Genomic DNA, 20747 nt, shown 5'->3' with positions numbered 1-20747 from the left:
TTGTCTACTGTTGTGGCTTTCTTCTCCAGCAACTCCCGCTCTGAGAGAAATTTTTATTTGGTTTCCTGATACCGCCGAGCGCACTACTGCTTCACCACGTGCTCCAACTCGGGCATCTGCGGTGACGTGGGACGCAGACGAATGCTCTTGAGTAGCGCGTCGAACCTCGGCCGCGCTTCGGCATAGGGAGGTGCATCGGCATTCAGCCTGGGATGCGCATTGCGGCTGGCAGACTCCATCACGACCTCGATCGTCGGTAGAATTTGCGAGCCCGACCAACCCGCATTGCCAGCATAGGCGTGATACCCCTCGCGCGCCGGTTGGCCGGGGCGCTGAGCTTCAACAACGATGCCGCCTTGCACGGAAGTCAGCGCACCGATCTTCACTGGGCGTGGGCCAAGCCGCTGGGTCACCTTCATTCCGGCAGGTGCACGATCGCCCAAGGCGTCCATAGAGCGGCCTGCTCCGTTGATCAACGATGTGGGCGACGGCGTTCCTGCAGGAACTGCCGCGAAGTTGAGCTGGTAGGTCACCGCCGGGCTGTCAGCAAACCGGAACGACGAGGAAATCTCGTTCCCATCGGTACCGTCGTCACGCAGGAAGGCGTATGGCAAACAGAAGCCGCGCTCTTTGGGAATTTCGTAGAGGTCTCGCGCTTGAAGCTGGCCGATTAGCTTGCGGAGAGCGTTTTCGGCGACAGTCCATTGCGCTTCAGTTGGATCATCATCATTCTTGAGGCCACGAAGCATCGACTCGAACGCAACGAGGTGGTTACCCAACACGATCGCACCGCGCAGATACGACGCACTCTGTATTCGCTCATCAGAGCGGAACGCTGCACTATCTGGCCGCCCCAGATCAATAGCCTTCTGGTAACGATCTGCCTTGAGATCCGCGATGTCTCTTTCGATTTTTCTTCGGCCGTCTGCTAAATTTTGCTTAGTATTTGGGCCAAGAAGTTCTGGGCTTCTTTTATATAGGTCCTCATCCTCTTCTTGGCTTTGCAACGAGCCAAGTTTTCCGCGCAGCGTTGCGGCATTCATGCGCGCTCTATAGTTCAGAAACTCCTCACGTAACTTAGGCGTAACAGGCCCGTATACAGCAAAGGTGGTCCGTAACTCCGACGTTTCGATCTCGATCCGGCCTCGTCCAGTACCGTTATCGAAGTACTGAAACAGTTGCTCGTAAGGCCCCTGCTTCGTAGATTTGGACGCGATTGCCCATTCAAAATCTAAACTGCGCGGGACATCAAACATCAACCGGCCAAGGCATTCGAGCCGACTTTCTGGCGGCGTGACATAGCCCGGTGCTGTGGCCTCAAGCCTGTCAGCCTTGGTCGGATTCGGTATCCGTACTCGCTCACCCAAGCGATTCGTAACCTCTACCTCTTTTGGCGCGGGCTCCTCGGCATGCCCGCCCCGGCCGTACGCGGCCAGGAGAACGGTCACGGTGCAGATCGTTAGTCGCCGCAGGCCGTATAGGGAGGATTGATACTGCATCGATACATTTCCTATTCGCGTTCGTTTTTTTAGGGTCGGACTGCTCAGGAACTGTGCAGCGGTTTGCCAGGACATATCCGGACCGCCCGTCCGAGGTACGCAAGTTGAGGGGCTACCGGCAAACCACCGGTGTAACTAGCCCACCTTGCGCGATCGTCAAATCGTTGCCGTTGTCATCGGTGCCAATACCCATCGCGGTGTAGCCATACACAGATTGGTACTGGGTGCCGTCGTAGCGGTAATAGGTCACGTAATGCTCGCCCATGCTGACACGCGCCGCAGTCATAAGATCTGGCATGCCATTGCACGTAGTTTTCAACATGCCAGACGGCCCATCATCGATGGCAAGTAGCGATTCAAGTTTGGCGCCTCTGATGCGAAAAAGCCATTCTGGAGCGTTCACCTGATTGCCACTCATCGTGCATCCCGCAAAGACGAGTGTGCCTTGCAACCCCCGGCAGGTTTGCACGGACAACGACTCTGGGGCGCACGTGTCGACAATGTCTTTCTGAACTTTGGCACCCAGCAATGCACGCACCTTGGCCGCCGCCACGTCGACGGCTTTCGAAACGCATAGCCCTGTTCCATTGGGCCATTCCGGATGGGAATTCAGGTACACCGCCGACAAGGCGGCAATCGCTGCATCCAACTCGCGGTCGAGGCATCCTGTGTTCTTGCATCGGCCCATGGCGTCACTCTGCGCACGGATCTTTGCATCAAGATTCCATGGATCGCTTACCACCGCAATCGAGGCGTACTGCAGGAATCTCGCTTTGAACAACTTCTCCACCAGAGCCGGCGAATCACCCGTCTCGGGGGGCAGCCCCTTTCGCGCATCTGCGACCTGCTTTAGAAGATCGTCGTTCGGCTCGGGCGACCATTCATGAATATCCAGGCATGGCTTGAGCAGCAACGCCGTGCTCAAGTAGCCGTCAGTGGCTTGTTCGCTTCGGGGAATCGTCAACGGGCCGTCTGCCAAGGCCGGAAACGCCGTAGCAAATACATACGCAAGCAAAGCGTAGCGAAGCATCTTCAATCCGGACGCAGTCGTGTTACGCATGACTTGGGAATGTTGTTCTCGAAGAACGTGCTGATCAGTTGTTTGCGTTGCCCGTCTACTCGAAGGTTGAGGAACGCATCGCCACAATGGGGATGGCGTTCAACGAAATCGTTCCGCTTTCGTGAGAAGGTGAAAACTCGATAGATTTTGTAAACGCCCTGCCCCTCGTCAATCGACCAGAACGCGAAGCCCTGTCGTCCACTGAAATCGTAGTCGGCAGTTTCTAGGTGGATTGCCTTTTCAGTCTCGGTGGGGATTGTTGCACTGCGAACGCCGCTCGCAGTTCGCAACTCGTAGTGAACGTCGCTGCCTCTGACTTCAACCGTGGCTTTGATGTCTTGATCGAGCGAAATCGCAATGGCGTCGGCTGCCGATGCGAGGTGCTGGGCCGCAACGAAAAACGCTAACGCTGTCGCTATGCAGCGCACGCAACCTGTCGTGTTGAGACGCAAAGAAGACCGTTCAGCAAGAGATATTGGTTGTCCGATTCCGACGGCGGCCGAGTGTACTGAGGTATATGAATCACCCTTGGATATGGTGGTAGCCAGGCGGTGTCGTCGCGTCTCGCTTCACACCGGGCACGACCTCGTCGGGCAAAAGTGGTATCGGCTCTGCCGGCACTTGAGGAGGTGGCGGTGCATCCTTCAACGCACGCATCTCCTCTTGAAGCCGGGCCCTTCCCGCCGCCTGCGCTCGGGCGCGCTGTTCAGCCTCACGCGCTGCACGTCGGCTTGGCTCAAAATGGAAATCTGCCGGCTTAACAGGATAGGCTGGCCCAGGATATTCCGGGTGGCCAGCCACCTTGCTTGAAATGATGAGGCGAACCTTTCCTCCTGGCAGGAAATGCACGTCTAACTTGCCTGCCTCCACATATTTCTCAATGCGAACGACAGCCTCGTGCCAATGCGGCTTCACTGCATCGCCGGTCGCGTTTGGGTCAGAACTGGATGTGGTCCATTTCACCGTAGCGGTTAAGCCTGGGCGCCAGATTCTCGGGTACACGATGCAACAGACGAAACTCCCACCGCCGCCATAAGCAAACGAGTTGCCCCCCCAGGTTCCATCCACGTAGAACTGGTGGATATAGTCGGGAGTGTGGTTGTACGAAGTGATGCTGGCCGCTACCTCGTCATCCGTTGGTGCAGCCTTCGTGGTGCAGGCAATCAATACGCAAAACGCCGTTGAGGCAATGGCCGCTGCGCCGAGGCATCTCCAGGTTTTCATTGCGTTTCTTTGCGGACCGGTGCGGTCAAGGTTCTGCCTCAGGCGGCACCGCGTCGCTCATCCGAATACAAACCGCTATTACTGCTGCGGCTTTCCCCACAACGGATTTTTATTATCCGAACCCAGCACCTGGGCGAGCACTTCAGCGTCGCCGTCACGGGCGACTGGGGTGTTCCTGCGCGAACGGGCGACCTTGGCCTTCTTGCCGTGCTTCTTGGCGTGCACAGCTTTCTTGATTCCGCTTTGCGGGGCATTACCCGGTGCCGGCACGGTCGAGGCGTGCTGGGCGCAGATGCCTGCGCTCATCCAGGCGGTGGTTAGGAGGGCTACTACCAATTTCCTGTACATCGTTGATCCGAGAGAGATTTTGATTTTGGGTTGCTGCACTTCCGCAGCTGGACTACTGCTTTACCACCTGCTCCAACTCAGGCATCGGCGGTGACGTTGGGCGCAGGCGAATGCTCTTGAGCAGCGCGTCGAACCTCGGCCGCGCTTCGGCATACGGAGGCGCATCGGCATTTAGCCGGGGATGCGCATTGCGGCTGGCCGACTCCATCACGACCTCGATCGTCGGCAGAATTTGCGAGCCCGACCACCCGGCATTGCCGGCATAGACGTGGTAACCCTCACGTGTGCTTTGGTCGGGTCGTTGAGCTTCGACAACGATGCCGCCTTGCACGGAAGTCAGCGCACCGATCTTCACTGGGCGGGGGCCAAGCCGCTGGGTCACTTTCATTCCGGCAGGCGAACGGTCGCCCAAGGCGGCCATGGAGCGGCCTGTTGCGTTGATCAGCGATGTGGGCGACGGCGTTCCTGCAGGAATTGCCGAGAAGTTGAGCTGGTAGATCACGGCCGGCCTGTCAGCAAACCGGAACGACGAGGAAATCTCGTTCCCGTAGGTACCGTCGTCACGCAGGAAGACGTAAGGCAGGCAGAAACCACGCTCCTTCGGGATTTCGTACAGCTCTCGTGCCTGAAGCTGGCCGATCAGCTTGCGCAGAGCATTTTCGGCGGTGGTCCATTGTGCTTCGGTAGGGTATTCATACGTCGGGATGTCGGCGAGCAGCATCGACTCGAATGCAACGAGATACTTGCCAAGAACAATCGAACCCCGCAGATATGAAGCACCTTGCGTGCGCGTGTCAGAACGGAAGGCGGCGCTATCTGGCCTCCCAAGGTCAACGGCCTTCCGGTAGCGATCCGCTTTCAGATCAGCAATGTCTTGCTCAATCTTCCGTCGACTGTCAGCCAAGTTCTGCTTGGTGTTCGGGCCAAGAAGCTCAGGGCTTTTTCTATAAAGGTCCTCATCTTCTTCCTGACGTTTCAAGGAACGTTGCCTTCCGCGAAGTTTTGCCGCATTCATCTCTGCGCGATAGTTCAAAAATTCTTCGCGCAACGCGGGTGTAACGGGGCCGTACACAGCAAAGGTCGTCCGCAACTCCGGTGTTTCGATCTCTATCTGACCACGTCCGGTACCGTTGTCGAAATACTGAAACAACTGCTCGTAAGGCCCTTGCTTTGAGGAAGCCGACGCGATTGCCCACTCAAAACCGAGATTGCGCGGGACATCGAACATCAATCGACCCAGACATTCGGAGCGACTTTCTGCTGGCGTGGCATAGCCGGGAGCTGTGGCCTCAAGCCGCTCGGCGTTGCTCGGATTGGGTATTCGTACCCGCTCCCCCAAACGGCCCGTGACCTCCACCTCTTTGGGGGTTGGTTCCTCCGCATGGCCACCCCGACCGCACGCGGCCAGGAGAACGGTCACGATGCAGACCGTTAGTCGCCTTAGACCGTCTAGAGAGGATCGATACTGCATCAACATGCTTCCTATATGTTTTGTCTTTAGGTACTCATCTGATCGGACTGGTCGGGGGATAACGCAGCGGTTTGCTGCGACATATCCAGACCGCCTTCGGGGCCAACGTCTGCCAGTGTTGTCAGGTTCATCCCGGAGTTGTTGTCCTCGCCCAGGGTCCACTTGGTAGGCAGTGCCACGATGAATCCTCGCACACCTGTCGGGGCATGCTCAGGCGACAGCTGCTTGGCATCCCAAGTGAATGACTCTGCTCTCGGTCCAGGATCGCTCCAAAAACGCTCGTTGAAAGGCATATAGCCTTTGAGTTTGCCCGCTGTGGAATCCCATGTAGGCCATATAGAACTCCGATCGTCAAACTTCGGAAGAAACTGAAACGCCTTTTGGTACGCAAGCGCATTGTCGGCAGCCGTCTTTTGTATCGCGCTCCAGGTGCGAGGGGCAGCAGGTTGCTCCAACATGGCTCCCAACGCAGTAGCAGGTGCCGAGCCCCCCATCAGGCCAAAGTGCTTGCGCCACAAAGCCTTTCGCAGATTGTGCGCAGACGCGCCTACCCGCTGCATATTCTTTCCATCCAGGAGCACCGACACTGGCGCATCGTCATGCATGATGACCGCCAATTCCGAATCACGGTCTCCCATCTGGCTCCGGTCATTGATATTGGCGCTACCCAGTACCACGGTCCGGTCATCTGCGATGAGCAGCTTGCTGTGAATATAGATCTGCTCCGTAACATGGCGACCGCCTAACGTGTCCCAATTCCGCAAGTTAAGTAAGGTGAGGTAGGGTTGCCAGTTGTCTTCAATTTCGTCGATCAGCTTTGTGACTTTTACGTTCTCTGCAGCCGCCACCGCTTCTTTCCAAGAAATCTTCCGCTCCTTCACATACTGCTTGGCCAACAGGGCTCGCCGGACCCGGTTAACGAGACTGTCAGAACCAAACACCAGCGACTGCATCGTCAAATGCAGTTGCGTCATGATGTTCAACGTGTCGAGGGTTCCCTCTGGGTGCACAGGCAACAAGAGGTACGCATGAAACGGCAGGTCGTCTCTAATAGCTCGGGCAATACGATCCCCCAGCGCCTTGCCAATCGGGTTTAGCAGCGTCTTCTGCGCCGGCCCCAACGCGGCAAAACCTGCGATCGTGCCTTGGTTGCCCACCACCTTCATCACGTCATTGACGAAGTCAGCACCTCCGCCCTTCAGGTCGCTGCGAACCGAATCAATCTGGCTCCAGCGCAAGCGCCCCAACATCTTGGAGGGCGGAACGCCATCGATGCCAAGTTGCTTGGCGTACTTCGCATACCCGGGGGATCCCCGCAGATCAAGCAATGCCCGCATTGGGCCCGACCGGCCGCCTGGTACATTTCCGGCCGCCTCATCATCGCCAATGATCTCGTCGCCGTGTTCAGACTGGAAGAACTGGCCTTCGATGTACACGAAGTGAACTGCCCCATGAATTGCCCTGAGCATCGCGCTAAGGCATCCGCTTTCGCGGGTAGTGGGTACCGCTTGCTCACCTTCGCCCAGGGCTTCCGCCTTTCGCATTTTCAGTGGAGCGCTGCGCAATAGCTGGACCCAACACTTTCCCGGCATGCCCGCGGATTCCCCTTGTTTCTCGGGGGGCGTTTTCGGTCGGTGCTCAACTGCAATACGAGGCGCTTTCAGTGGCTTATTGATGCCCATCTTCTTCAGCAAAACTTCGACTGTAGCCCGATCGCTCATTTCATACTGCTTGGCCACACCATTCCATCGACGCACGAAGTTGCGGCTCAAATCGTAAACGGATGGGCCCTCTAGGCGGCTGTGAACGTCATGCCACGGCATCCGCGGCTGCTTCTCGGGATCGACACTCTTGGCGCCTACTGGCAACAGCTTGCCTAGCTTGACCAAGTTCTCGTACGGCGCTTCGCGTGTGGCGCCCTGTGCCTGCAAAGCAAGCACAACACGAATAGCGAATGCCTGAATCGCGTCGGCAGTCTCCTCCAACAGATGCGGTGGCAGATTTGCCAAACTTGCGCCGTTCAGCCACGCCAGCAACGCCGTAGCCTTGTCTTGTACTTGGGCACTACCGAACTCGCGCAGTTTCCTGATCTTCGCTCGCGTGCCTTCGTCGAGTTGGTGATACGCCCATTTAGCGGTCCCGGTAACTGCATTCTGGCCAGCATCGACAACAGCCTCGCGGGCTTTGTGAACAAAGTCCGGTACTAGGTCGACAGTATTCCACCAGTCAGAGACTTCTTTCTGCGTGTCCTTAACGTGATCACTCGCGGCGTTCCACATATCCATGGGTACCGCCAATTGCTTCATAGGTGCGGAAAGAATGAACTGCGCAACGCTCCCAAGCTTGTTGTCAAAGCAGGCGGCGACAAGTTCGGCTCGCGTCAGATAGTCGACTTGCTCACTTTTGGAAAGCGAGTGGATTGCAGGTACACAGCTGTTATAGAGCTCACTTCCTTTTCGTCCCTCCGACGTCAGCAGGAAGCGACCGTCGTCTCGCCGGCCATACGCCAGATCAATCCCGCCCACAAAAGCGACATTGTTGTCGATCACGACCTGTTTCTGGTGATGCGAAAACGCAATGCCCAGACCGCCGGCTTGATCACACTGCGATACCGCAGGCAATACAAACGCGCGAGGTGAAGGAAGACCAGAATTGAGTTGGAGAATGGCCAGTGCGGTTTCAAAGTCGCCTGTATCGACCCCCGCCTTTGGCGACATCCATGGCATCACATAGACAATGGCTCCTTGCTGGGTGGCCGTGCGCAAACATGTCCAAAGCGTCTTCTTTCCCGTGAGCACCACGTCAAAGTTCACCTGCCACCCTGCAATGAAGACGCAGGTTTTGGCATTCTCGATCGCACTCGCAACCTGCTCGAAATACTCTGCGCCTGTCGGATAGTAGTGAACGGCGTTGCCTTTCCTCGCCTTCGAGAAAAACTCGTCCCCTTGAAGGAAGCAACCCGGAGCCGAGGCAGCGGTCTTTGCTGGCTTTCCGTCTTTCCCGACAATCTGGTGGATCTGCTTTTCAGGTGCGCCCATCTGACTTACTTGGTGAGTTTTTCGTAGATCTGCTTGGCAGAATCAGCGTCGAACGCTTGCCGCGCATAGCTCAGGTGATGCTGGGTTTGATCGCTCGTCATCGTGGCGGGCAACTCAGCGCTGAAGTCACCGGCATTCAGTGCGTGCCGCGCTGCGTCTTGCTCCGTCCAATCGTCCTGCTGTTCTGCCACGTTGATTCGAACGGTTTGCCCCGGATACACCAGCCACGTGCTGCCGGGGTTGCTGCTGTAGGCTCGTGCCAAGGCCTCGTGCTGTTCGCTCGTCAGATTCAGATGGCCATCCTGATCAGTCACGCCTTGTGCAACGAGATGCTCGTCAGCAATCAACCCGAGCCCTTCAGGCGCATCCCCAGTTGCGATCTTCCATGGCGCGTGAGCAATGGCGTGCCCCCCAAGGCCAGGAGTATTGGCAAGCTTCATGCTGAATTCCATGGGCTTGTACGGGATCGCTGACACGGGGAATACAGGCAAGGGATAGTCGGCACTGACCGGCCCCTCAAACACCCGCTGCGCCGCCTTATACGTAATCGGCCCCGCACACTCCACGGTGATGTTCCCACCTTCGAGCGTGATCGACGCCCCGCCGGCCGTGGCGATGCGAATGCGCTTGGCCGCCGCAAAATCCACATTCATATTGGCCGACACCAGCTTCAGGTCCTGCTTGGCCATCAGCTTGAGCACGTCGTGCTGGGCTTGCACGTCGATGTTGTCTTGCCCGGCCGTCAGTTGCAGGCCGATGTTGTTGTCGCCAGCTTTCGACAGACCTGCCGCTACGCCGATCGCCTGACCAGCGTGCATCCGTGCCTGCTTGCCGATGGCGAGATTGGTGTCCTGGCCGCTGCCCAGCGCGATGCTCTCTCCATTGGTGAGCTGCAGGTCTTGCCCGGCCACCATCACAAGGCCCGCGCGGCCCGCCAGGTGCGCGATGGCTTCGCTCTGATGCGGTACCTTGCCTTGCGTGGCGGTGTTGCCGGCGCTGGCGTCCTGCTTGGCGGCGTCGAGTGCCTTGCCGTCGACCATGCCGGCCACCGCCTTGGCTTGCTTGGCAAGCGGGGCATCGTCGTTCTTGGCGGTGTCGAGTGCGGCCGTCTGATGCGTGACCGCGCCTTGGCCCAGCGATGACGTCAATTCCTTGGCTTGCTTGATCAGCGCAATGCCTGCCGCGTTGTCGCCGGTGGGCACGGCTTTGCCGTTGCTGGCATCGCGGTAGGTGGTTAGTAGCAGGCCAGCCTGGCCGCGCACAGCGGCGTGGCCATCGGTGCGCAACTCGAAGCCCTGGCCACGGAAGCTGCCGCGCCGGTTGTCTTGTTGATGGACGAGATGGCCGAGGTTGAGCTGGCTGAATTGCTGCGTGGTGGCGAGCTGCGTGCGCAACTGGCCGTCGCTGTCGTCAAAAACGAGGTGGTTGTAGCCACTGCCGCCGTGTTCCGCGCTCTTGAAGCCGGTGTGGGCGGCGGCGTTACGGTGGCCTTCGGCCTCCGTGCCCATGCCGTGCCAGGCGGGGCTGTGGCCGCCGGCCACGTTGCCTTGCGCGCTCGCAGCGCTGTCGCTGCCTTGCTTGTAGAGGGCCGTGCTGTCGCTTTGGTCAGATGCGCCCTGCCCGCCCGGCGTGGGCGCAATGCCTGCTTCCCCCTGACCGTTGTACAACGAGCCGATCACGACCGGCTGGTCGATGTCGTCTTCGCTGAACTTGACGAGCACTTCCTGCCCGATACGCGGCAGCCATTGCCAGCCCATGCCGGAACCGGCCTGCCGCTGCGCGACGCGCACCCAGCGGCTGCTGCGGTCATCCGCACGCTCGCCTTGTTGCCAAGGGAAGCGCACGCGGATTTCACCTGCGGGGGTGGCGTGGTGCTCGCCGTCTCCGCCAGCCTGCGTCTGGCCGTCGGGGCCGACCACGATGGCGCTGTGCACGCCCTGCGCGGTGGGCGCGGCGTAGAGGCGGCCGCAATCAGGCTCTGTCACGGCCGGGCGCCACGGCCGACGTGCATCGCTGGCGCGGAACATTCCGGCGTAGCCATGCGTGCGTGCGGCTTTGAGCAGATCGCCAGTCGGGGCGTTGCGCTCGACGGAGCCTTCTGCTTCCTGGAAACCGAAGACGCCGGGGCCGGACTCCGGCGCGCTGGGCGGCGTATCGAATTCCAGCGCGGCGTCGAGCCCGCCCAAACGCTGGCTGAGCGCGTTGTGCGTATCGACGGTCAGGTTGTTGATGCCGCAGTGCTCGACCAGATCCATCAACAGCGGATAGGCGCCTTCCACGTCTTGCGGCATGTGCGGGCAATCCACCACCTGCAGGCGCGTGCCGCTGCGCAGCGTGCGCACGGTGCCGCGCCCTGAAAACAGCAGCGCACGCGCCTCCAGGCTTTCCATGACCTGTTCGGCAATGCGCTGGGCATTGGCGGAGTCGGGGGCCAGCGAAGGACTGATCGACAGATACGCATCCGGGCTGCCCGCGCTGGTGGCGAAGCGTGCGGGCGCATGGGCGCGAGCGTTCTGCTTGCCTTCCGGGTCCCACGCGGCCACCGCCACGCCACTTACGGTGGTGCGGCTATGGCAAGCGAGTTGCTGGATCGCGTCGCGCTCTTCCAAGCTGTGTGCGCGGTGGAAGCGGATACCGCCCGCCGCTGCCGATTCCGCGTCTTCCTGCAGTTGTGCGCTGTCGGCAAAGATCACGAGCGTGTGGCCGCCATGCGCCTGATCGTCTTCCACCGTGGTGAAGCCGAGCCCTGCCTCGGCCAGCAGGCGCGTGACAAAGTGATAGTCGGTCTCGCGAAACTGGGCGATGTGCGCGCGTGTACCGAAATCGCTCATGCGCGCTTCGGCACCCGCCGCGTAGCGCCACGAGGCGTACGGCTCGTACGGCGACAACATCTGTTCAATGATGTCCGGCAGGGGCCGGTTCTGGAACACCTGGCTATGGCGCTGCTGCGTGGTCAGCCAGAACCAGGGCACCACGGTCAGGCGATAGCGTGTGAGGCTGCCATCCGCGCCGAGCTTCTCAGCCAGCCGGATCAGGCCTGTACGCTTGGTCTGCGTCCCGTCGGCCAGCGTCGTGACCAACGTAACGCGCTGGCCCAGCAGCGATTTGAGCGCGATGCGCGCATTGGCGCTGACGGCCACCACGCGCCATTCAAACAGCTCGGACAGCGCCTCCCGCCCGAGCCAGGCTTCCACCGCAAGGTCCGCGAGCGCCCCGTCCCCCTCCAGCGTGTATAGGCGGCGTGTGGGTGCAAAGAGGTTCTGAAGAAGGGTCGTGGCGTCCATTCGCTGTCCGGTGCTGCAACGCCTGGCGTATCACGGGGCGATTTCGTGAAACCAGCGCGGGCATTTACGAGGCAGCGCAATGTCGAGCATCGCACCCGCCTCCGCTCAATTACCCGGTTGTAAAAAAAACCAACCGGGCAGTCGGGCGGCTATTGCCCTTTGTAAGTGGGTGAATTGGCGGGCTTATTGGCAGCATTCTGCGGCGCAAGCAAAGCGGCCAGCAGATCAGCGTCAGGATCATCAGGCGCCAATGTGCCCTTTCGGTTCTTGCCGGCTTTGGCAGTTGAGTGCGCCTTGGGCTTTGTTGGCTGCTGCAGCGCCTTAAATGGCGTATTGGTCGATTTGGCCACCAGCTTGGCGGTTGCCGTCTTGCCTTCGTCGGTATCCGCCGTGGGGCTGGCAGACTTTGCCGCCACGGAATGCGCGGCCGGCGCCTCATCATGCGCCTCCTTGACGGGCGCGCTGGCAACCGACGCGTTATCGCCCTTCTCGCTCGCGTGCTCTTCGCCCGGCGGAACGTTGACGATGGTGGCGGCCTGCACTTCCGCCACGGGCTCGCTTGCGGAAGCGACAGGCGCCGCTGCGGCCGTGTGAGCGGCTTCCGGGGCCGCTGCCTGCGTGGCTGCCGGCGATTGAGCGGCCGCGGGCGCGGGTTGTTCTGCCACCTGGGCGGGCGCGGATTCGCCGCTCGGATTCAGCATGATCCATGCGCCAATACCGGCGGCGAGCACGACAACCGCCGCTGCAACGCCATAGCGCTGCCCCGACTTTTTCGGCCCCTTGCCGCTGGCCGCGACGCGGCCTTCCAGGCTCGCCAGAATGCGCGTATGCCCGGCCTCATCGGTCTCGGATTCAGAATTGAAGAGCGTTGGGGGCCCTTCTTGTTTCAAATCGCCGTTATTACTCATCACGGGTCCAGAATTGAAATAGAATGCGCGGCGAACGTATGGATTACAAACAACCGCCGATTCCGGTGGTGGCTGCTGATTCTAAGTCTGGCCTTGCTGAAAGACAAATGATTGACGTAGGTTGCGGTATTTTTTTTATCGTTTCTTAATATTTCTGCGTAGCGAGCGCCCGATTATTACCGTTTATTAATAATTTAGAGTTCTAAATACAGATATAAATCTGGATGAATTGACGTAGGCGCCCACGCTCCGCAGGTCGGTATGGTTTTTCTAGCTCTTGTTCTCTACTTCGTTGCCATGGTGGTGGTGGCTGCCGTGCTGCTGCTGCCGTCGGTACGGCAGCGCTGCGCGGCGTTACTGCGTGCTCAGTGGCGGCGCTTGAGCACGGGGGCTGCGGTGGTGGGTGCGCGCTCGGCAGGGTCGTTGCGCGAGTCGGTGGACAACGCAACCTCAGGGGTATCGGCGTTCAAGCAGTTCGTGGTGCGGCGGCGGATGTTGCTGCTCGGTGCACTGGGTGTGCTGTCGGTGCCGCCCATGCTGGCGCTGGCGCTGCGCGAGCAGCAGTCGTTCGAGTTCGATGACGACCAGGTGCGCGAACCGGATCCGCACATCTCGGCGCTGCTCAATGGCGAACGGCTCATCCCGCCGCCGCCCTTGCCGCCCGAGGTGTTCACCACGCGTGAAGTCGAGCAGATCCGGCCGGCCATCCGCGATGCGAGCCGCGACTGGAACCTGCTCGACGCGGATTTCCGCCAGCGTTTGCTGCTTGTCTACAAGATCATGCGCGACGAACACGGATACGAGATGGCGCTGCTCGAAGGCTACCGAAGCCCCGAGCGGCAAGTGAAGCTGGCGGCAATGGGCAGCAATGTCACGCAGGCCACGGCGTTCCAGAGCTATCACCAGTACGGTCTGGCGGCGGACAGCGCGTTCTTCCGCGACGGCAAGCTGGTCATCAGCGAGAAAGACCCGTGGGCAATGCGCGGCTACGAGCTGTACGGCCAGACGGCGGAATCGGTCGGCCTTGTGTGGGGCGGCCGCTGGAAGATGATGGATCTGGGCCACGTCGAGCTGCGCCGCAAGGGCGTGCTCGGCAAGCAGCCAGCACCAAGGCAATGACGATAGGACACATGGGGAGCATGCAATGACACGGCCCTTCATCCTGCTGGGTGACAAGACCGACCACGGCGGCGTGGTGATCACCGCATCGGGCAACACAAGCACCGGCGGCAAGGGCATCGCCTGCGTGGGCGACAAGGTGACCTGCCCGCGGAACGGCCACGGCGGCACGACCGTCATCGTGACGGGCGACCCCAACGTCATCATCGACGGCAAGCAGGCGGCGCGCCATGGCGACAAGACCGCCTGCGGCGCCACGCTCCTGTCCAGCCAGGGCAACACCGGCAGCATCTGAACGCGCACGACATGGTTGCAAGACTCTTCCGGTCCGGGCTGACGCTGCTCGCTGTCTTCGTGGTGGTGTGGATTGCCGTCATCGTGTGGTGGCAATCCGCCAATCGCATGCCGACCACCGCCGACATCCTCACCTACCTGCTGTTGCTGCCGGTGGGCATGATCGTCGGCTATTGGGTCATCAAGCGCGCGCTGGATGGCATTCGCTCCAATGTGGTCGCGGGCCGCGAGCTGGCAGCCGCCTCGCCGGCCACTGCAGGCACCGACGCCAAAGCCGCCGACCCGCAAGACGCCACGCGCCAATGGCGCGCCGTGCTGCTGGCCAGCGCCCTGCGCGCACCTGCAGGCAGCGATGCGGCATCGGTGGTGGACGCAGTGCAAGCCAACACGCAACCGAGCCTGACCGATGTCCAAGGCTTCGGCCAGCCGATCTTTGCAGCGCAAGTGGAAGGCATCGACATCGAAGACCTGCGCGCCGAACTGGCCGAGCATCACCCCGACGTCGACTGGCTGGACGAACGCCTGCGCGCCCTCTCGCTTGCTGGCCAAGTGGCCGAAGAGCTGGCGGCACACGCCGTTGCGCAGGTTCCGGAAACGACCGCGCCGGAAACCACGCGACTGATCATCACCGCCCTGCTCCCGCGCGACTGGACACCGCAGCATCAAGCCGCCGCCGACGGCTGGCTGCGCCAACGCATCGCGTTGATCTGGCCCGCCGACCGACTGACGCTGGAGCCCATCGCAGCCAAGGGCGATGCCGATGCGCTGCTGCTGCTCGATCGCGCCACGCAAGGCGTGAACCGCAGCAGCGACGAGCGCGTGCTGCGCATGGTGGTGGTGGCGGATTCGCTGGTCGGCCCAAGCGCTGTTGAGCAACTGATGCAGCACGAGCAATTGTTCGAAGCCAATCGCCAACACGGCCGCGTGCCGGGCGAAGCCGCTGCGGGCGTGCTGCTGTGCGCGCCTGCCATGGCGCAGAGCCTGCTGCCGCCTGCGCTGGAAGGCGAAGCCGCTGCAACGGAGTCGTTCACGATCACGCGCGCCGGCGTGGCGCGCCTTGAATCGCCGACGCCGGATCGCGGCCAGCCGCAACTGCAGGCGCTGGGCGATGCCGTGGGCCACGTGCTCGATACCTTGGCCGCCACACCGGTCAAGGCTAAGCAGGACGTTGCGCCCGCTGAAAAGGCAGATACCGCCGAGGGCGAGTCGGCTGCCGACCCCATCACCATTGCCGGCGTTGTCTCAGACACCGGCATGCACCCCGTGCGCACAGTCGAAGTGGCACGCGTGTTTTCCGAACGTTTTCCAGCGCTGGACCTGGCGGCAGATCTGCTGCCGATTGGCACGCCCTGCGGCTATGTGGGCGCTGCGGGCCCGCTGCTCTCGGTGGTGGTGGCGCACCAGTTGAGCCAGCAGACCGGCAAGCCGGTGCTGGCCATTACCGCCAACGACATCCAGCAGCGCGGCGCCATCGCGGTGGTGCCCAGCCTGACGTGACCTCGTTCCTGATTTCGATTCCGATTCTGTCTGTTCCCGAGCCGAAGGCAACATGCAACGCTTCCTGAACTTCCTGACCAACTCACGCACGCTGTCCATTCTTGGCGTGATCGTGCTGACCATCTTCCTGCTCCTCATGGCGCAGACCTTTGAGGTTGGCCTGGTCTGGGTCGGCGTCGCGCTAGGCGTGCTGCTCGCGCTGTGGCTGCTGACGTACCTGTGGAAGCGCTGGCGTGCGCGTCAGGCCAGCAACAAGCTGGAGGGCGTGCTCGAGCAAGCCGCCGCCGACAAGACGGCCACGCCCGACAAGCGGGAAGAAGTGGAAGCCCTGCGCGTGCGCCTGGCCGAAGCCGTCAAGACCATCAAGCGCTCCAAGCTCGGACAGATGTCGGGCAGCGCAGCGCTGTACGAGCTGCCCTGGTACATCGTGATCGGCAACCCGGCTGCGGGCAAAAGCACGGCCGTGCTCAACTCCGGCCTGCAGTTTCCGTTTGCCGACAAGGGCGGCGCCGTCATCCAGGGCATTGGCGGCACGCGTAACTGCGACTGGTTCTTCACCACCGAAGGCATCCTGCTCGACACGGCCGGCCGTTACTCGGTGCACGAAGAAGACCGCCGCGAATGGCTCGGCTTTCTGGACTTGCTCAAGCGCTATCGCCCCAAGGCGCCCATCAACGGCATCGTCGTAACGGTGAGCGTGTCGGAACTCACGCAAAACCGTCCCGAATTCGCCATCAACCTGGCCAAGAACCTGCGCCAACGCGTGCAGGAACTGACCGAACGCCTGGAAGTGTTTGCCCCGGTGTACGTGATGTTCACCAAGGCCGACCTGATCACCGGCTTTACCGAATTCTTTGGCGACAGCGAGAAGCAGGAACGCGACCGCGTATGGGGCGCCACCCTGCCCTTCGAGCCCGATTCGAAGCCGGACGTGGCGGCGGTGTTCGACCAGCGCTTTGACGAGTTGTGCGACGGGCTGAAGGAGATCAGCGTGGCGCAGATCGCGCTGCACCGGAACAACAAGCTTTCGCCGGGGTTGTTGAGTTTCCCGCTGGAGTTTGCATCGATCAAGCCGACGCTGCGTGCGTTCCTGATGACGCTGTTCGATGAAAACCCGTTCCAGTACAAGCCGGTGTTCCGCGGCTTCTACTTCACCAGCGCGCTGCAGGAAGGTGCCACCAACAGCGTGTCGGCCGAGCGCATTGCGCGCCGCTTTGGCCTGTCGACCGACGGCGCCGCGCGCACCCGCGAAGTGTTCTCCAAGAACGGCTTCTTCCTGCGCGACCTGTTCTCGAAGGTGATCTTTGCCGACAAGCAGACGGTGCGGCAGTTTGCCAGCCCCGCCAAGACGCGCCTGCGCATCGCCACGTTCTTTGCGCTCGTGCTGGCGCTGGGCGTGATGCTGGGCGGCTGGACGTGGTCGTACATGGGCAACCGCACACTGACTGCCAACGTGCAGGCCGACCTCGACAAGATCGTCAAGATGCAGCAGAACCGGGTAGACCTGCAGGCCCGCCTGGAGGCACTCGACATCCTGCAAGACCGTATCGAACAGCTCGACCGGTATCGCAATGACCACCCGCTGGCGCTGTCGCTGGGCCTGTACCAGGGCGACACGCTGCAGCACAAGCTGCTTGACGAGTACTACAACGGCCTGCGCCAAGTCATGCTCAAGCCGGTGGGCGGCGCAATCGAAACCTTCCTGGCCGAAGTGAACGCGCATCCGGATCAGCTGGCCCCGATGGTGCGGCCGCCGGAAACCGGTGCAGTGATGACCACGTCCGTGACGACAGCCACCGCCACCCTGGGTGGTGCGTCGGGTGTCTCAGGTGCCTCCGGTGCGGCCGCCAATGCGCCTGCTGCACCGAACCAGGCCACGGCTGCAACCGGAGCAAAGCGCTACACCGACGCCTCCCCCACCAACGTGGAAGACGGCTACAACGCGCTCAAGACCTACCTGATGCTGTCGGACAAGCGCCACGTGGAAGTCGCGCACCTGACCGATCAGATCACGCGCTTCTGGCGCGGCTGGCTGGAAGACAACCGGGGCAACATGCCTCGCGAGCAGATGATCCGCTCGGCGGAACGCAACCTGTCGTTCTTCCTCGCCCGCGTAAACGACGACAACTGGCCGCTGCTGGAAGGCAACCTCTCGCTGGTCGACCAGACGCGTGAGAACCTGCGCCGCGTGGTGCGCGGCATGCCGGCGCGCGAACGCGCCTATGCCGAGATCAAGGCACGCGCGTCCACGCGCTACGCCCCGATGACGGTCGCACGCATCGTTGGCGATACCGGCGCTGGCCTGGTGGCCGGCAGCTACGCCGTGCCCGGCACGTTCACCAAGGAAGCATGGTTCGGCTACGTGCAACCCGCCATCAAGGAAGCCGCCAACAAGGAACTGCAGACCAAGGACTGGGTGTTGAACGTTGCAGCACGCGACGACCTCACGCTGGAAGGCAGCCCCGAGCAGATCCAGAAGGCGCTGGTCACGATGTACAAGACCGAATACGCGCGCGAATGGCAACGCTTCATGCAAGGCGTGGCGATCCAGGATTTCACCAGCTTCGATCAGGCCGTCACCGGCATGAACCTGCTGGGCGATCCGACCAACTCGCCGATCCGCAAGGTGCTCGACACCGCGTACGAGCAGACGTCGTGGGACAACCCGTCGATGTTCAATGCCGGCCTGAAGCAGGCCAAGACGGGCGTGCTGGGCTGGTTCAAGCAGCTGTTCGCGCGCCAGACGCCGTCGCAGGTGAACGTCAACGTGGACGTGGGCGGTAATGCTGAGGCTGGCGCCATCCCGATGGGCCCGGTGGGCAAGGAGTTCTCGGGGCTCGCACGCGTGGTTGTCATGCGTGACGACAAATCGCTGCTGCGCGGCTATATGGATTCGCTCTCCAAGGTGCGTACGCGCTTCAACCAGATCAAGAATCAGGGTGACCCGGGGCCGGGTGCACGTCAGTTGATGCAGCAAACACTGGACGGCAGCGGCTCGGAACTGGCCGACACGCTCAAGTACGTGGATGAGCAGATGCTGACGGGCATGACTGACAGCGAGCGCGCAACGCTGCGTCCGCTGCTGGTGCGCCCGCTGCTGCAGTCGTATGCGGTGGCGATCCGTCCGGCCACGACCGAAGTCAACAAGGTGTGGAACGCGCAGGTGTATCAGCCGTTTGCCACCACGCTGGCAGACAAGTATCCGTTTGCGCCCAACGCCAAGATCGAGGCCAGCGCGGCCGAGATTGGTCAGGTATTCGGCCCGGACGGCGCGATTGCCAAGTTCGCCAGCACGACGATCGGTCCGCTGTCCGTGCGCCGTGGCGACATGATCGCCTCCCGCACGTGGGGCGATCTGGGCATTGCCTTTGTGCCCGAGTTCACCACGGGCTTCACCCGCTGGATCGCACCGCTCACGGGTGGTGCGGCCGGAGGTGCAGGCGGTGCCGCAGCCGCTGCACCGCAGACGGTGTTCCAGATCCTGCCGGTGCCGTCGCAAGGCGCGACCGAGTACACGATCGAGATCGATGGGCAGCAACTGCGCTATCGCAACACGCCACCCCAGTGGGCCAATTTCGTCTGGCCGAATCCGCAAGGCACGCCGGGCGCGCGCGTGACGGCCACCACGTTTGACGGCCGCACGGTAGAGATGCTCAACGAGCCCGGCCGCTTTGGTCTGGAGCGCCTGATTGCCACGGCGCAACGCAAGCGTCGTCCGGATGGCGCGTTCGATCTGTCCTGGACGAAGGACAACCTGACGGTATCGATCAGCCTGCGCATCATCAGCAGCCCGCAGACTGGCGGCACGACGGCATCGGATTCGCCGCAAGGCCAGGGCCTGCGCGGCCTGCGCCTGCCGACGTCGATTGCCGATGCATCGGCACCGCAGAACACACTGACGCCGCCCGCCCCGGCAGCGCCCGCAGGCACGCCGCCTGCGGCGCAGGCAGCAGTGTCCACGCAGGCCGCACGCCGCAGCATCACGGAAGAGCAAGGAGGGACGGCGCAATGAGCCAGACCCAGTTGCAGCTTTCGTACTTCGGGAAGCTTCCGTCGCGCGGCGATTTCGTCAAAAGCGCCAACAACGTCCAGTTGCTCGACACGCTGGACCGCTGGCTGGCGCAAGGCATGGAATTGCTGGCCGAAGCCCCGGACTGGAAGACGACCTACGACAATTGGAAGCCGGTGCAGTTTGCGTTTCTCGGCTCGCAGAGCAAGCTCGCCATCGCGGGCACGCTCATGGCGAGCAGCGATCTGTCATCGCGCCGCTTTCCGTTCCTGACGGCGGCGGCCATGGAAGTCGATCGGCCGATCAACTTCATCGCGCGCAGCCCGATTGCGCTGGCGCGCCTTTGGACACGCGCCGGGCAGCAGATGATCTCGCTCGGCACGGCCACCGACGCCACTGAAGGCCTGCGGCTGCTTGCCGAAGGTCAGCACGGCGTGGAGACCGGCACGACCGGCACGAGCACGCAGTCGCACGACGCGAGTTTTTCGGATTTCATCGACTTCCAGACCGTTGCCGGCCTTGAGCAGATGCTGCGCTCGGAAGGTCACAACATCCGCCTGCGCCGCACACTCCTGGCGCTCGGCACGCTGCTCCAACCCGTAATGGCGAACGGCTCGTCACGGCTTGAGAAGGGGCTCACGCTGCCCCTGCCCGCAGACCCGCTCTATCGCAGCCTGGTCGCGAGCTTCTGGCTGGAGCTGGTGTCGCGCTTCCTGCAGCGGGCGGACTTCGAGCTGTCGCTGTTCCTGGGCGACATCAACGGTGCCGAGCGACTGGTCATCGGCTTCAACGGTGCCTCGTCACGCACGCTGCACAGCGTCATGTCGCCGCTGGCGTATGCCGAACAGAACATCAACATCGACGATCCGGAATGGGTCGACCAGCACGTCAGCGGAGATTACGGCTTGGCCAAGTTCGTGAGTTACCTGGATCAACCGCAGCTCTCGCTGCGCGTGGCGGTCGATACCTTCCGCGAAGTCTTCATCGGAGAATGAA

The 20747-nt window shown here is 61.6% G+C and carries 14 protein-coding genes; 5 read left to right on the top strand and 9 right to left on the bottom strand.

Going from position 1 to position 20747, the window contains the following annotated elements; all coding sequences use genetic code 11:
• Positions 1–83: 83 nt before the first annotated feature.
• The 9 genes from NKG59_RS00510 to NKG59_RS00470 all read right to left on the bottom strand — a co-directional run bounded on the left by NKG59_RS00510 (position 84) and on the right by NKG59_RS00470 (position 12832).
• Positions 84–1499 (bottom strand): T6SS immunity protein Tli4 family protein, encoded by a 1416-nt coding sequence (locus tag NKG59_RS00510; protein WP_253534287.1) that lies wholly within the window; start codon positions 1497–1499, stop codon positions 84–86.
• A gap of 112 nt (positions 1500–1611) precedes the next feature.
• Complete coding sequence (locus NKG59_RS00505; RefSeq protein ID WP_253534286.1) at positions 1612–2529, bottom strand: hypothetical protein; 918 nt, start codon at positions 2527–2529, stop codon at positions 1612–1614.
• 2 nt (positions 2530–2531) lie between these two features.
• A complete protein-coding gene (locus NKG59_RS00500) occupies positions 2532–3011 on the bottom strand; it encodes a hypothetical protein (RefSeq protein WP_253534284.1) in 480 nt (159 codons plus the stop codon).
• Between the two features lie 70 nt (positions 3012–3081).
• Entirely contained in the window at positions 3082–3783 is a 702-nt protein-coding gene (locus NKG59_RS00495; protein ID WP_253534282.1) for a DUF3304 domain-containing protein, read from the bottom strand.
• A gap of 78 nt (positions 3784–3861) precedes the next feature.
• On the bottom strand, positions 3862–4089 hold the full coding sequence (locus tag NKG59_RS00490) for a hypothetical protein (protein WP_253534280.1): 228 nt from the start codon (positions 4087–4089) through the stop codon (positions 3862–3864).
• A 94-nt stretch (positions 4090–4183) separates the two neighbouring features.
• Entirely contained in the window at positions 4184–5551 is a 1368-nt protein-coding gene (locus NKG59_RS00485) for a T6SS immunity protein Tli4 family protein (protein WP_315862587.1), read from the bottom strand.
• 77 nt (positions 5552–5628) lie between these two features.
• Positions 5629–8640 carry a phospholipase D-like domain-containing protein gene (locus NKG59_RS00480; protein WP_253534276.1) on the bottom strand — a complete coding sequence of 1004 codons (3012 nt, stop codon included), beginning with the start codon at positions 8638–8640 and terminating at the stop codon, positions 5629–5631.
• Between the two features lie 5 nt (positions 8641–8645).
• Positions 8646–11924, bottom strand: coding sequence for a type VI secretion system Vgr family protein (locus NKG59_RS00475; RefSeq protein ID WP_253534270.1), 3279 nt, complete (start codon positions 11922–11924; stop codon positions 8646–8648).
• A 149-nt stretch (positions 11925–12073) separates the two neighbouring features.
• Positions 12074–12832: a hypothetical protein gene (locus tag NKG59_RS00470; protein ID WP_253534268.1), complete on the bottom strand. Its 759-nt coding sequence runs from the start codon at positions 12830–12832 to the stop codon at positions 12074–12076.
• 261 nt (positions 12833–13093) lie between these two features.
• Between NKG59_RS00470 and NKG59_RS00465 the strand changes: the two genes are divergently transcribed.
• Genes NKG59_RS00465 through tagF form a run of 5 tightly spaced genes read left to right on the top strand, consistent with a single transcriptional unit; the run spans position 13094 to position 20746 of the window.
• Positions 13094–13951: a M15 family metallopeptidase gene (locus tag NKG59_RS00465; RefSeq protein ID WP_045203962.1), complete on the top strand. Its 858-nt coding sequence runs from the start codon at positions 13094–13096 to the stop codon at positions 13949–13951.
• 25 nt (positions 13952–13976) lie between these two features.
• Positions 13977–14246, top strand: coding sequence for a PAAR domain-containing protein (locus NKG59_RS00460; RefSeq protein WP_024978961.1), 270 nt, complete (start codon positions 13977–13979; stop codon positions 14244–14246).
• An 11-nt stretch (positions 14247–14257) separates the two neighbouring features.
• A complete protein-coding gene (locus tag NKG59_RS00455) occupies positions 14258–15742 on the top strand; it encodes a hypothetical protein (RefSeq protein ID WP_253534266.1) in 1485 nt (494 codons plus the stop codon).
• Positions 15743–15794: 52 nt separating this feature from the next.
• Positions 15795–19754, top strand: a complete 3960-nt coding sequence (gene tssM / locus NKG59_RS00450) for a type VI secretion system membrane subunit TssM (RefSeq protein WP_253534264.1) — start codon at positions 15795–15797, stop codon at positions 19752–19754.
• Positions 19751–20746 carry a type VI secretion system-associated protein TagF gene (gene tagF, locus NKG59_RS00445; RefSeq protein ID WP_253534262.1) on the top strand — a complete coding sequence of 332 codons (996 nt, stop codon included), beginning with the start codon at positions 19751–19753 and terminating at the stop codon, positions 20744–20746. The genes tssM and tagF overlap by 4 nt, the downstream gene beginning before the upstream one ends.
• Position 20747 lies beyond the last annotated feature (1 nt).

This window comes from Ralstonia chuxiongensis (genome assembly GCF_024158925.1).
Lineage (GTDB): Bacteria > Pseudomonadota > Gammaproteobacteria > Burkholderiales > Burkholderiaceae > Ralstonia > Ralstonia chuxiongensis.
Note: the sequence above shows the minus strand (reverse complement) of the source record. Positions and strands in the feature narration are given on the sequence as shown.